The sequence below is a fragment of the Streptomyces sp. NBC_00425 genome, assembly GCF_036030735.1.
Taxonomy (GTDB): domain Bacteria; phylum Actinomycetota; class Actinomycetes; order Streptomycetales; family Streptomycetaceae; genus Streptomyces.
The window spans coordinates 9,575,060-9,587,359 of the sequence record NZ_CP107928.1; the positions used below are offsets into that span (position 1 = coordinate 9,575,060).

A 12,300-nucleotide genomic window follows, 5' to 3' on the forward strand; every position below is an offset into this window, starting at 1 on the left:
CGACGCCTCGAAGCGTGAAGAACGGCCGCCCTGCTGTCCCGGGAACGAACCAAGATCAGCGGGTCAGGTGAACGGCCGAGGTTAAACGCCAAGCTCAGTACGCGGGTTGGCGCTGGGTGGTGCTGGTCACGATGGAGTCGTCTGACTTCACTGTCGCGGTCGGCTGCGTCTGCGGCCGCCCGCATGGCGAACGAGCGCTCATCCGCATCCCTGTCCCCACGGCTCCCCTTCTGGCCCAAGCCGCTGGTAGCCCGTGACCTGTTTGCGGCTACTCCGGACAACACCGCTTCACCGGACAAAGTCCCGTCGATCAGGCGCAGTTGCTACAGCGCTACCTCGCGCCTCTTGAGGCTCGGAATGTCCCTGTGGGCCGAGCACCCTCTCCATCCGAGTCTCGCCGCGCTGTGCTCGTATGCGGGCGTCCTCCTCGTCGAGCAGCTCGTCGAGTGTCTTCGGCTTGAGGTCGAGGCATACGAGCAGCCACGCGGGCGCCTGCCAGTCGCCCGTCCGCCGGCGGACGCATCGCTCGTCGCGGGTCTCCCCGGTGATGGGGTCGGTCCCCGGGCGGTCAAGGGCTCCGGCCTCAGAATGGTGCCAGGACGGCCCGCAGGACGCTGGGCACGTCGGCCGGGTCGACCCCAAGCGTCGTTGCAGTCATTGTGTGTGCTGGGGGGCGTCGCAGACCTGTTGACCGGACTATGGGAGGAGAGGCCGGGCGGGAGCGCATCCCCGCTCGGCGTCGACGGCTTCTACGGCTGGGCGGTGGCTCCGATCGCCGCGTTGCCGGGATGCGCCGGTTCCCGCCCGGAGCCGGCCACATGGTCAGCCCAGTGCGGGACGTGTGCGGCGTGCGGTGCGTGCGGGCCGCCCGACTGCGGCGTACCAGACCAGGGCCGCACATATGAAGGCCGTCGCCGCGGAGACCAGTGACCTTGTGAGGGTGTCGTTGCGTGCGCCGGAAACGAGGGCAATGGCCAATGCCGCCGTCAGGGTGATGACGGGCAGGGCACGGGTGCTCCGCGTGGCGGCCGGCGCGGCGGTCGGCGGCAGCAGCCAGGTTGCGAGGCCGTAACAGGCACAGGCCAGCAGTGTGGCCCCCAGCACTTCGCTGGGCCGGTGGCCGCCCATGGTCGCGCTGGCGGCGGCGATGCAGGCGAGCCAAAGCACACCGGCCGTGGCGACGTACGGGCGGATGCGGGGGGAGACCACGAGGACGGCGGCGAGAGTCAGCGCAGCGGGGATGGCGGTGTGCCCGCTGGGGAAGCCCTGATCAAGGAGATTCTCGGGCGCGCCCACCAGATCGGGGCGGGGCAGGGTCGATTTGAGCACATCCTTGCCTCCGGTCGTGAGAATGACGATGCCGAGCGCCGCGCACCCCGGCCACCAGCACCGCCGCACCAGGGTGAGGACCACGATGACGGCCAGGCCCACCATGACGGTGGGCTTGGCGCTCAATTCCAGCGGCGGCAGGGGCGTCGAGCCGTAGGCCGCTCCAGACAGGGGGTAGATCCATGCTTCTTCGCCGCCCTGTTTGCCGAGACCGAACAGAGCGTTCTCAGCTCGTTGCCCCCACGGGGTGCAGACGGCGAGTAGGTAGACCGTCAGGAACCCCAGGGCGTACAGCAGAGCCGGCATCCACGGCCGTGTCGTACGCGACAGGCCGGGGGCGTCGGGGGCCTGCCTTGAGGCCCCCGGACGGTGCGTGGGCAGGGTCGGAGAATCGAACTGAGTCATCGCTCTGTTTCTTCCGTTGAGGGGAGTTAGGTCACGCACGCCTTGTGGCGCGACGTGGGCCGCCGGGCTCGGCCGCCCACCAGGGGTCCGCTCCTATTCGGGGAGTGCCTGCCCCTGTCGGCGCTGGGCGGTGATCGCCAGGGCGGGGAGGGGCGCGATCAGCAGGAGGAGTACGACCACGTCCGGAAGGGACTGCATGAACGCGTCCGGCTGGACGACGATCGCCTGCGTGCGGACGATCGCGACCGCCGAGACGGGGATCAGCCACCGGTGGTCGCCGGTGGCTGCCGTCGCCACCCACGCGCCGAGCAGCGCGGCGACCTCGAGGACGAACAAGCCGCGCTGGAAAGCCGGACTGACAGAGATGATGTGCAGGCCACCGGCCACGAACATGGCGAGCACGACAGGGGCCAGCCAACGGTACGAGCGACGTCGCAGACGACTGGGACGGCAGAGCGCCAGCACGGCGCACGCGGCGCACAGTGCCCCCGAGAGCGCCAGGTCACGGGCCGTCAGCGGGGCGCCCAACCCGTAGTAGCTCAAGCCCGCCTTGCCCTCGCTGCCGAAGAGGGTGCGGCCGTGGGACGTAGCGCCGGCCCAGATCATGGCTGCCGCGGCCGGCAGCGCGACCCATGCCCTGCCACGTAGTAGAGCGATCAGGCAGCCCAGCGGGAGCAGCCCGTAGGGCAGCAGCCGTATCCGTGTGGGTCCTTTGGCCCACGGGTACCAGCCGGAGAAGTGGAAGGCGATGGCGTGCTGTCCGGGGTCGATGTGCAGTGCCCAGTGCCACACATCCTGCAAGTACGGAACCAGCGCCAGCGCGGCGAGGGCCAGGGCGGCCAGATGGATGCCGTCCAGCCACCACGGCCGAGTGATGTCGTCAACGGTGGCACGGGCGCGGGCCTGCACCCCGGCGCACACCAAGGCGGCAACTTCCCGCGGCGGGGGCCAGGAACGGCCGGGATATGCCTCGGCCAGGCAGGCCAGCAACTCCTCGCCCTGCCGGGAACGGTAGGACGTGGGATAGGCAGCAAGCAGCAGGCGATTCATGCCGGGGCCGCTCCGGCATCCCGCGCGCGTCCGATGACGACGGCCGCCGCCTGCTGCATCCGCAGCGCTTCCCGGCCGAGCGCCTCGGTGCCGTCCTCGGTGAGCCGGTAGTAGCGCCGCGCCCGCCCGTCCACGATCTCCTCATGGCCGGCGGCCACCAGCCCGGCCCCCTCCATCCGCTCCAGTGCGCCGTAGAGCGTGGCGACAGCGATCCGGAGCCGCCCGTCGGTGGCCTGCTCGGCAGCCTTGATGATGCCGTAACCGTGCAACGGTCCGTCCATGAGCGCAGCAAGGATGAAGTACTGAGATTCCGTCAAAGGCGGCTTCCGTCTGGTCATGCATCGAGTATATATCGAGCTACGGAATATATCCGCCAGTCTTGAGCGATCATCGACAGCGCCTCCACGCCCACGGCGAGCGTCACCTTCTCCCGGCCTGGGGGCGCGACGGCTGTCTCCTCGACGCCCCGCGCGGCGTCGACGGATGCACACCGCGACCTGGTCCGGGAGGCATGTCACCGGCTGGAGGGCTCGAAGCGGCACCACGCCGTCAGCGTGCTGCGGTCGCTGTTCCGGCACGTCGAGAAGAAGGGCGCCATCTTCCGCGATCCCGGAGCGGCTCACCGTCGTCGTCGGTGTTCTTGTGTCGGACGATCGTTCCACAGCGCACGCCAGTCGCCGGCGCCGTCGGCGGCCACGGCGACGGCCGGACACGCCCTTCGCGGACCGCGGCTACGGCCACGACAAGTACCGGCGGCTGCTGTGGCAGCGAGGTATCCGTCCAGTGATCGCCGAACGCGGCCAGCCGCACGGCTCCGGCCTGGGCATCTTTCCCTGGGTCGTCGAACGCACCATCTCCTGGCTCCACTGCTTCCGCCGCCTGCGTATCCGCCGGGAACGACGCGACGACATCCACGAAGCCTTCCTCGGCCTCGCCGTCTGCCTGATCACCTACCGACACGTCCAACGCCTTTGTTGGAACCTCTAAGTGAGGATCGACGACGAACTGGGAGGGCCGCGATAGGCAGACCACCCGTACTGACCGACTCCGAACGGGTCTGTGCCGCGGTCGCCCAGTCGATACGGGGGCGTAGCGGCCGAGCGCGACGGCGTCCTCCGGATCTGAGCACAATTTGAGTTGGCCCCAGTTTTTGCGGCTTGAAGTGGCCCCGTTCGAAGATCGGTTGGGCGGAGACTCCGGCTTGAAGCGGCCCCGGCTTCCGGGCCGAGTCGGCCCCGGCTCATAGTCGGCTCATCGCAGCAGAGGGTGTAGTCGGGGTCTGCCGGTTTTCGGGGTCGCCCTCACGGATTTCAGGCTCGGATGCACTCCTGTCCGAGCGCGACGAGACGTGCGCCGCGGAACGAGCTATGCACCTTCGTTGTCACCGCGCAGGGAATGGATCATGCTTTGCAGGACCCGGAACGCGCCTGACTGCTCGGTCTCGGTCAGGTCGGCCAGCATTCTGGCCTCGACGGACCGGACCGCCGCGCTCGCCTTCTCGAGGCTTCGTCGGCCGCGAGGCGTGAGCCGCGTGGGAAGCACCTTCCCGACGGGTGCCTCCGCGGGCCTGGTCACGTAGCCGTCTCGTTCCAGGGCCTGGAGCAGCACGTTCATCGTCTGCCGTGTCACGAACGCGCCCCGCGCAAGCTCGGAGTTGGACAAGCCCGGTCGTTGCGCCAGCAGCTCGAGGCAGGAGTAGTGCGTCACGCTCATCCCGAGCGGCCGCAGTACTTCCTCCATGGCCGCGCGGAGGGCACTCGACGCTTCTTTGAGCAGGTAGCCCAGTGACGTCTCCAGGTCGACGCCGACACCTTCTTGACTCATGTCAGTATTCTGACATAGGTTCCTCGTGTCAGAAAACTGACACGAACGCAAGGAGCGTCATCATGCCCGCTACCGGCCCCGACTTCATCTCGCTCCAAGTGCACGACCTCGACGCTTCACAGGCGTTCTACGAGCAGTACCTGGGCCTCGTCCGCTCGCCGGCCGGACCACCGCACGCCGTCGTCTTCGAGACGAAGCCGATCGCGTTCGCACTCCGCGACGTCATTCCCGGCACAGACCTCGCATCCGTCGCTCAGCCCGGCATCGGTGCCGCGATCTGGCTCCACGCCACCGATGTCCAGGCCATCCACGACGCGCTCGTCGCCGACGGACACACCATCGCCTCCGCACCGATCGACGGTCCCTTCGGCCGGACCTTCACCTTCGCCGACCCCGACGGCTACCAGGTCACGCTCCACGACCGCGCTTGATCGACCAAACGCCACTGGACGATCATCAGCGGTTGCGCCCAGGGCTCGTGCGTGACGGCGTGGCTCCCAGCCACAGGTTTTGACATTGCTTCCCCGGGCTCGTCCCGTCCTCGCTCGCTATGGCTGAGCGTTTTCAGCGTGGCCACGGATCGGGTGACGCCGGTGAGGTCGAGGTGAGGGCCGCAACGCACAAAGCCCCCATGCCGTTGAAGATCCAGTCCACGAACCCGCTCGAGCGGCTGAACCGGGAGATCGAACGCCGCACCGACGTCGTCCAGGTCTTCCCTGACCCGCGCGCGAGCCTCCGCCTGGCCACCGCGGGTCCTCGCCGAACCCCACGACGAATGGATCGCCTTTCCCCCGTCACCAATTCTCTAACGAGAGCATGGACGCCCTCTGTCTCGATCGTCGCGGTGATGAGCGTGGAAAGGATCTTCACGGTGCTTCGCCGGCGCCGACAGCCGCGAACCGCGACACTGACTCCACAAACGGTCCCGAGGCACGGATCATCCGGCGCGCTGCTCCCTCCCCGCGTGACACGGATCCAACTGCCGAGGGCCGTCGCGCTTCCGCTGGTCATGCGGAGGGGGGGCGGCGCCGTCGACCAGCTGTCCGCCGACCGTGTGCGGGCCATCCTCTCCTTCGGCGCCCGGGCCGACGCAGGGCTGGGACGGGGCTGGGGCATGATCGCGCCCGGTGTCGTCCTCGCCCTGCGCTTCGGGTTGGCCGTGACCCGCTACTGCGGCCGCGCGTGGTGAGGCGCTACCGCCACTGCCCTCTATCCGCTAACATAGAACAATTAGATAGATGAATAGCCTAGTATTGGCGAGGAGTGGCCGTGGACTTCGGGCTGACCGATGAGCAGGAGCTGTTGCGTGCGACGGCTCGGAAGTTCGTCGCCGACGTGTGCCCGGCCGAGAAGGCCAAGCAGTGGGACGAGGAGGGCGTCCTACCGCCCGAGCTGTCTCGAGGCATGGCCGAGCTGGGGTGGTTCTCGCTCCCGTTCGCCGAGGACGAAGGCGGTGACGGTGGCGGACCGCTGGAGCTCATCCTCATCGCCGAGGAGCTCGGGAGGGCCAGCTTCGACGTGGCCATGTGCTATATCGGGGTGCTCATCCCCGGCATCACGGTGTTCCGCTGGGGCAGCGAGGCGCAGCGCGACTTCATCCGCGCGCAGGTGATGACGGGCCGCCACCGGCTCGCCGTCGGCCTCAGCGAGCCGGACAGCGGGTCCGACGCCGCGGCGCTGCGGACCACCGCCGAGGACCACGGGGACTACTTCCTCGTCCGCGGCCAGAAGGCTTGGTGCACGGGTGGCGGCCTGCCCGACACGACCATCGCCACGTACGTGCGGACCGGGCCCCGCGAGCCCAAGCACGGCGGCATCAGCCTGCTGCTCGTCGATCCCGCGACCGAGGGCGTCGAGGTGCGCCGGACGCCGACACTGGCCCGGCACATCCTGGGCACCAACGAGGTCTTCTTCAAAGACGCCCTGGTGCCGAAGGAGAACCTCGTCGGCCCGCGTGACGAGGGCTGGAAGGTGATGCTCTCCAACATCGAGCTGGAGAAGGTGATCATCAGCGGGGGCTATCTGGGCGCCGCGCAGGCCACGCTCGACGAGATGCTCGACTACGCCCGTAACCGGCATGCCTTCGGCCGGCCGATCGGTAACTTCCAGGCTCTCGCGCACGCCATGGCCGACCTGCAGACCGAGATCGACTCCGCCCGGCTGCTCGCCTACCGGGCGGCCTGGCAGCTCGCCCAGGGCGAGCCCTGCACACGGGAGGGGTCGATGGCGAAGCTGAAGGGCTCGGAGACGTACGTGGCGGCTGCCCGGCTCGGGATGCAGGTCTGCGCGGGGCACGGTTTCTCGACGGAGAGCGTGATGAGCTTCCGGTACCGGGAGTCGATCGTGGCCACGATCTCTGGGGGCACGAGTCAGATCCAGCGCAACGGCATAGCCCGCAGCATGGGGCTCAGGTCGTACTGAGCTCCGCTGCCCCAACCTGGTTCAGGTCCTACTGGTCCCGCCGCCCCGGCCTGCCGGTTGTTCCTGCCGAGCCTCGCCGTCCTGACCGGCCAGCCACTCCTGGTGCCGTGCGAAGTGGCCCCGGTCCCGGGTCACCCAGATCCCGGAGGCCCGGGCCAGCACGGCCCGCGTCGGCAGCAGCACCATCTCGCCGGCGATGTACCAGCGCCTGCCCTCCCGCTTCTCCACCCAGGCCCGGACCTCCAGCGGCCGCTGCACCGGCACCGGCTTCACGAAGCTCACGGTCAGTTCCGCCGTCACGCTCAACACCCGGTGCAGCAGCGGAAGATGGCCGAGGCAGTCGTCCAGTACGGCCGCGGTCCAGCCGCCGTGCGCCACGTCGGGCCCGCCCTCCTGGTCTCGCGGGCAGGACAGCTCGAACCGCGCCGACCCGTCCTCGTCGAGCCGCTCCTGCTCCACTCCCAGCCGGCAGGAACCGGCGGCGCGGCACGCCCCGCACAGGGCCACTCCGCCGGGAGTCCGGGGCGGCTCCTGGAAGTCGACCCCTGCCCAGGGCCCGGTCGGTGGCGTGGTGGACATGGTGTGACTCCTCTTGTCGGGCCTCGGAGTGGCAGGCATGGGGTCCAGACATGGGGGTCCAGACATGGGGGCTCAGAGATCGGGGTGTCGGAGAGCGAGGTGTCAGACATCGGCGAGCAGCGGGCGCAGCTTCCCGGCGATGAGCTGAACCTGCCGGGCCACCATGTCCTCGGGCATCCCGGCCAGCGAGGCCCACAGGAACACGCCCTCCACCGGCAACCCTGCCACGTACGCCTTGACGGCGTCGGCGACGTCCTGCGGGGTGCCGTACAGGAACTGACCGACACCGGTCGCGCTGAGCCCCGTCTGCCGCCACTTCTCGGGGTCGATGGGGCCAGGGAGCGGCTGGTCGGTGCCCTCCACCATGTACCGGCGGTAGCTGTCCCACTGGTAGGCCAGATGCTGGCGCACCACCGGCCAGTCGCCGTCGGGGTCCTCGGTGACGAACGTGGTGAACGAGCCCTGCATACGGCCCGCCGCCACGTCGTACCCGCTCTCGGCGAGCCCTTCCCGGTACGGCGTCAGCAGGGCCGGGTTGAGCGACAGCAGCCCCGTGCCGAGCCGGCCGGCCCGGCGGGCGCCCTGAGGGCCCTGGTAGCCGAGCCAGATCGGGAGCGGATCCTGGAGCGGGCCCGGGGTGACCAGGGATTCGGCCCACAGGCCGCGGATCTCCCGTACCCGCTGATCGGTGGTGGTGTAGCGCTTGGCGAGATCGGCGTCGTACAGCCGGTACTCGGGCACCCGGTAGCCGGTGCCGAGCCCGAGGTCCAGGCGGCCGTCGCTGATGATGTCCACGAGCGCGGCCTGTTCGGCGATCTCGGGGGCCGCGTGCAGCGGTGCGGGGATGACCGCGGTGCCCAGGCGGACCCGGCGGGTGCGGGCGGCGGCCGCGGCCGCCATGGTGAGCGGCTGGGGGAGATAGCCGTCCTCGAAGCTGTGGTGTTCGGAGAACCAGACCGAGTCGAGGCCGAGGCGGTCCGCCTCCTCGCACATCTCCAGGGCGAACCCGTACACCCGTGACCAGCTCTGCCGCCATGGCGGCGGGTTGCGCAGGTCGAAGTAGATGCCCACCTTCACGAGGAACCTCCTGCTGCTGTGTTGTCGGCCAGCCGGATCGTCGCGTGCGCGACGGCCACTCCGTCCCCGGGTGCCAGGAGCCGTACCGGGCGCAGTTCGAGCGCCTCGATCTCGGGGTGGTCCTCGACCATCGCCGAGATGCGCAGGACGGTCTCCTCCAGGGCCGCGAGGTCCACCCCCGGGCCCCCGGTCCTGCCGTCCAGCAGCGGGGCGGCCCGCAGCGAGCGGACCATCTCGCGGGCGTCGCGGTCGCTGAGGGGGGTGACGCGGTGGGCGACGTCCGCCATGAGGTCGGCGTAGTCCCCGGTGAGGCCGAAGGCGACCACCGGGCCGAAGACCGGGTCGGCACGGACCGTGAGGAACGCGTCGGGTCCGGGGCCCGGTTCACTCCCGTGTACGGCGATCCCGTACGAGGCGAGCAGTTCGGCGGCGACCGCCGCGGGGACCGGCCCGGGGGCACAGGCGGCGATCAGCGTGCGGGCCCGCTCGGCGTCGACTCCCGCGAGGTCGGGTACGACGCCCGCGGGGGTGCTGCGCCAGGTCTGGTAGGCCGCCGCGTGTCCGAGCGAGGTGGCAGCGGCCTCGGGGAACGTGTACGTCGGTACCACCAGGTCGCCCCTGTGCAGAAGGTCGGCGACGCCCGCACCGCCCAGGAAGCTGGCCAGCACGGGCTTGTCGGGCCGGGCCGCGGCCGCGTCGAGGATCGCCGACGCCACCTCGTCGGGCTTGTCCGCCAGCGGCGGCATGAACAGGACGACGGCCGCGTCGATGCCGTCGTCCGCCAGAGCGGCGTCCAGCGCCTGCCGGTAGTGGGCGGCGGTGGCGGTGGGTGTCAGGTCGATCGGGTTGGAGACGTCGGCGTGGGGCGCGAGGGCCGGACGGAGCGTCTGCCGGGTGCGCTCACCGAGCGCGGGCACGCACAGGCCGCTCGCCGCGCACGCGCCGACCGTCAGAGCCGCCGGGCCGCCCGCGTTGGTGATCACGGCGACCCGGTCGCCGGGCGGGGGAGGCTGGTGGGCGAGCAGCAGGGCGACGTCGAACAGCTCTTGGAGGCTGCGGGTACGGATCACACCGGACTGGGCGAACAGCGAGCTCACGGTCGAATCGGCGTGGCCCGGATGGACCGCGACGATGGGTTTGCGCGGTGCGACCCGGCGGGCGACGCGGGCGAACCGGCGCGGATCGCCGAAGGTCTCGACGTGCAGCAGGATCACCGACGTCCCCGGGTCCTCCTCCCACCACTGGAGCAGTTCGTCGGTGGAGACGTCGACGGCGTGGCCCACCGACACGAAGCCGGAGAAGCCGAGCCGCAGCCGCCGGGCGAAGTCGAGCACCGCGAGCCCGAGCGGCCCGGACTGGCTGGACATCGCCACCCGGCCGGGCGTCGGCAGGGCGGGCGAGAAGGTCGCGGCCAGTCGCGCCGCCGGGGTGGTGTTGACCACGCCCATGCAGTTCGGGCCCACCAGTCGCATTCCGCAGGCGCGGGCGAAACGCGCCAGCTCCAGCTCGCCGGCCCGTCCTTCGACGCCGGTCTCTCCGAAGCCCGTCGATACGACGACCACCGCCTTGACCCCGACCTCCGCGCACTCCCTCACGACACCGGGAACGGCCTCGGCCCGTAGGGCCACCAGCGCCAGGTCCGGCGGCTCGGGCAGGTCCCGGACGCTTGCGTACGCGCGCGCCCCGGCGATCCGCTCGGCCCGCGGGTTGACGGGGAAGACGCTGCCGGCGAAGCCGCCCCGCAGCAGGTTGGCGACGATCTCGTGACCGATCGTCAGCGGGTCGCGGTTGGCGCCGATGACGGCGACCGAGCGGGGTTCGAGCAGGGGTTTGAGCGAGCGCCGTACGGCCGTCTGCTCGCGACGCTCGGCCCGCGCCACGGCCTGGGCCTGCGGGTCGACGGCGATCTCGAAGTGGATGATCTGGCCCGGCGGACCGGCTTCCGTCCGGTAGCCGGAGCCGAGGAACACGTTGATCATCCGCGTGTTGTCGGCGAGAACGTCTGCCTCCAGCACCCGGATGCCCCGTGCTCGCGCGGCGGCGGCGATGTGCTCCAGGAGCAGCCTGCCGAACCCCTCGCTCTGGTGGTCGTCCCGGATGGTGAACGTGACCTCGGCGTGTTCCGGTTCCTCCGGGTCGCGGACGTAGCGCACCAGGCCGGCGATCTCGTCACCTGCCAGGGCGACGAGCGCCAGCTCGTTGAGGTAGTCCACGTGGGCGCCCCGCCGGATGACGTCGTCGCGGGCGCGGACCACCGGACCGAGGGAGCGGTAGGCCAGGGTGGCCCGGGACAGGGTGCCGACGAAGGCGACCAGGCGGTCGGCGTCCTCCGGCCGGATGGGCCGGACGAAGGTCGACCGCCCCGTCCTGACGAGTCCGGGCCGTTCCAGGTCTTCGGGATATGAGGGATAGGAGGGATACGAGGGGTACGGGGGAGTGGTCACCGCAGTGGTTCCGCCGGCGCCGCTCAGACGGCCGCCTCCTGGGGAGTCTGCTCCGGCAGGCGGAAGAGCTCGTTGAAGGTGCCGCGGGTGACGCGCTCGCGGATGTCGTCCGGCACGCCGTCGAACAGGTCGTGGAGCGTGGACTGGGTGTGGCCGTAAGTGCCTTCCAGATGGGGGTAGTCGTCGCCCCACATCACGTTGCGGTAGCCGGTCGACTCGACGATCTCCACCGAGCTCTTGTCGTGCTGGAAGGAGGCGTACACCTGCTGCCTGATGATCTCACTGGGCAGCCGGCTCAGCTTCGGCCGGACGAACATGCCGTGCTGGCGGTAGGCCTCGTCCATCCGGTCGCCGATGGCCGGCACCCAACCCGCGCCGCCCTCCGCGATGAGGATCCTCAGGTCGGGGTGGCGGTCCAGCGCGCCGCCGGCGACCATGTGGGACACGACGCGCATGCCCGGGTAGGTGGTCTCCATGTAGTTGACGACCGCGCCGCCGGGTCCGCGGAAGACGACGTTCTGCGCGCCGGTGCCGATGTGGAAGCCGAGCACCAGGCCCGCCCGCTCGACCGCGGTCCACAACGGCTCCCAGCGGTCCAGGGCGTATTCCTCGCCCGGTCGTGTCGAACACGGCAGGAAGACCGCCTGGAAGCCCAGTTCCGCCACCCGCTCGACCTCCGCGACCGCGTCGTTGATGTCGGCCGTCGATACGCATGCCGTGGTGATGACGCGCTGGTTCCTGCGGAGGATCTCGTCGTGGGCCCAGTCGTTCCAGGCCCGTACCGTCTCCCGGGCGAGTTCCCGGTCGGTGATCGACACGAGCCAGAACCCCATGGAGGGGAAGGCCAGTTGGCCCCACACGCCCTCCTGGTCGAGGTCCTTGAGCCGGACGTTCAGGTCCCAGGCGCCCGGCGGACGCATCGCGTCCATGAAGTCGCCGAGCTGGCGGTCGATGCGCTCGCCGTCGATGTAGAGCATCTCGTACTTCTCGCCGCGCTCACTGCGCGGCGCCCGTGCGCCCAGCCGGGCGGACAACCGCGCGGTCCACACGTCGGCGGGCTCCATCACGTGGGAGTCCCCGGAGTTGACCCAGATCTTCGTCATGACACTCCTTCGGGTCAAGGCTGCACGCATCAATGGATGCAATCAGTTAGCGATTTTAGTTGTTTGGC

11 protein-coding genes and 2 pseudogenes are annotated in these 12,300 nt (G+C 70.1%); 5 read left to right on the plus strand and 8 right to left on the minus strand.

Annotated features, from left to right (window positions below; translation table 11 throughout):
• Positions 1-822: 822 nt before the first annotated feature.
• The 3 genes from OHS82_RS42455 to OHS82_RS42465 all read right to left on the minus strand — a co-directional run bounded on the left by OHS82_RS42455 (position 823) and on the right by OHS82_RS42465 (position 3,122).
• Complete coding sequence (locus OHS82_RS42455; RefSeq protein WP_328435949.1) at positions 823-1,635, minus strand: phosphatase PAP2 family protein; 813 nt, start codon at positions 1,633-1,635, stop codon at positions 823-825.
• Between the two features lie 192 nt (positions 1,636-1,827).
• Positions 1,828-2,784 carry a hypothetical protein gene (locus OHS82_RS42460; RefSeq protein ID WP_328435950.1) on the minus strand — a complete coding sequence of 319 codons (957 nt, stop codon included), beginning with the start codon at positions 2,782-2,784 and terminating at the stop codon, positions 1,828-1,830.
• A complete protein-coding gene (locus tag OHS82_RS42465; RefSeq protein WP_057582360.1) occupies positions 2,781-3,122 on the minus strand; it encodes a PadR family transcriptional regulator in 342 nt (113 codons plus the stop codon). Before OHS82_RS42465 ends, OHS82_RS42460 begins: the two co-directional genes overlap by 4 nt.
• A 337-nt stretch (positions 3,123-3,459) precedes the next feature.
• On the opposite strand from OHS82_RS42465, the pseudogene OHS82_RS42470 reads away from it, so the two are divergent.
• Positions 3,460-3,771 (plus strand): annotated as a pseudogene (locus tag OHS82_RS42470) (transposase); the annotation flags it as partial.
• 378 nt (positions 3,772-4,149) lie between these two features.
• Here OHS82_RS42470 and OHS82_RS42475 read toward each other — a convergent pair.
• Positions 4,150-4,608, minus strand: coding sequence for a MarR family winged helix-turn-helix transcriptional regulator (locus OHS82_RS42475; RefSeq protein ID WP_057582362.1), 459 nt, complete (start codon positions 4,606-4,608; stop codon positions 4,150-4,152).
• A gap of 62 nt (positions 4,609-4,670) precedes the next feature.
• Here OHS82_RS42475 and OHS82_RS42480 point away from each other — a divergent pair, with 62 nt between their 5' ends.
• The 4 genes and pseudogenes from OHS82_RS42480 to OHS82_RS42495 all read left to right on the plus strand — a co-directional run bounded on the left by OHS82_RS42480 (position 4,671) and on the right by OHS82_RS42495 (position 7,029).
• Positions 4,671-5,039: a VOC family protein gene (locus OHS82_RS42480; RefSeq protein ID WP_057582363.1), complete on the plus strand. Its 369-nt coding sequence runs from the start codon at positions 4,671-4,673 to the stop codon at positions 5,037-5,039.
• A 209-nt stretch (positions 5,040-5,248) separates the two neighbouring features.
• Positions 5,249-5,387: pseudogene (locus tag OHS82_RS42485) on the plus strand (transposase); the annotation flags it as partial.
• A gap of 185 nt (positions 5,388-5,572) precedes the next feature.
• Entirely contained in the window at positions 5,573-5,797 is a 225-nt protein-coding gene (locus tag OHS82_RS42490) for a hypothetical protein (protein WP_443061823.1), read from the plus strand.
• An 80-nt stretch (positions 5,798-5,877) separates the two neighbouring features.
• Entirely contained in the window at positions 5,878-7,029 is a 1,152-nt protein-coding gene (locus OHS82_RS42495; RefSeq protein ID WP_328435952.1) for an acyl-CoA dehydrogenase family protein, read from the plus strand.
• A gap of 21 nt (positions 7,030-7,050) precedes the next feature.
• On the opposite strand, the gene OHS82_RS42500 is transcribed toward OHS82_RS42495, so the two are convergent.
• From OHS82_RS42500 to OHS82_RS42515, 4 genes are all read right to left on the minus strand, one after another.
• On the minus strand, positions 7,051-7,608 hold the full coding sequence (locus tag OHS82_RS42500; RefSeq protein ID WP_242433352.1) for a PaaI family thioesterase: 558 nt from the start codon (positions 7,606-7,608) through the stop codon (positions 7,051-7,053).
• A gap of 102 nt (positions 7,609-7,710) precedes the next feature.
• Positions 7,711-8,685, minus strand: a complete 975-nt coding sequence (locus tag OHS82_RS42505) for an LLM class flavin-dependent oxidoreductase (protein ID WP_328435954.1) — start codon at positions 8,683-8,685, stop codon at positions 7,711-7,713.
• On the minus strand, positions 8,682-11,129 hold the full coding sequence (locus OHS82_RS42510; RefSeq protein WP_057582366.1) for a bifunctional acetate--CoA ligase family protein/GNAT family N-acetyltransferase: 2,448 nt from the start codon (positions 11,127-11,129) through the stop codon (positions 8,682-8,684). Before OHS82_RS42510 ends, OHS82_RS42505 begins: the two co-directional genes overlap by 4 nt.
• Before the next feature lie 23 nt (positions 11,130-11,152).
• Entirely contained in the window at positions 11,153-12,232 is a 1,080-nt protein-coding gene (locus OHS82_RS42515) for an amidohydrolase family protein (protein ID WP_057582367.1), read from the minus strand.
• Positions 12,233-12,300 lie beyond the last annotated feature (68 nt).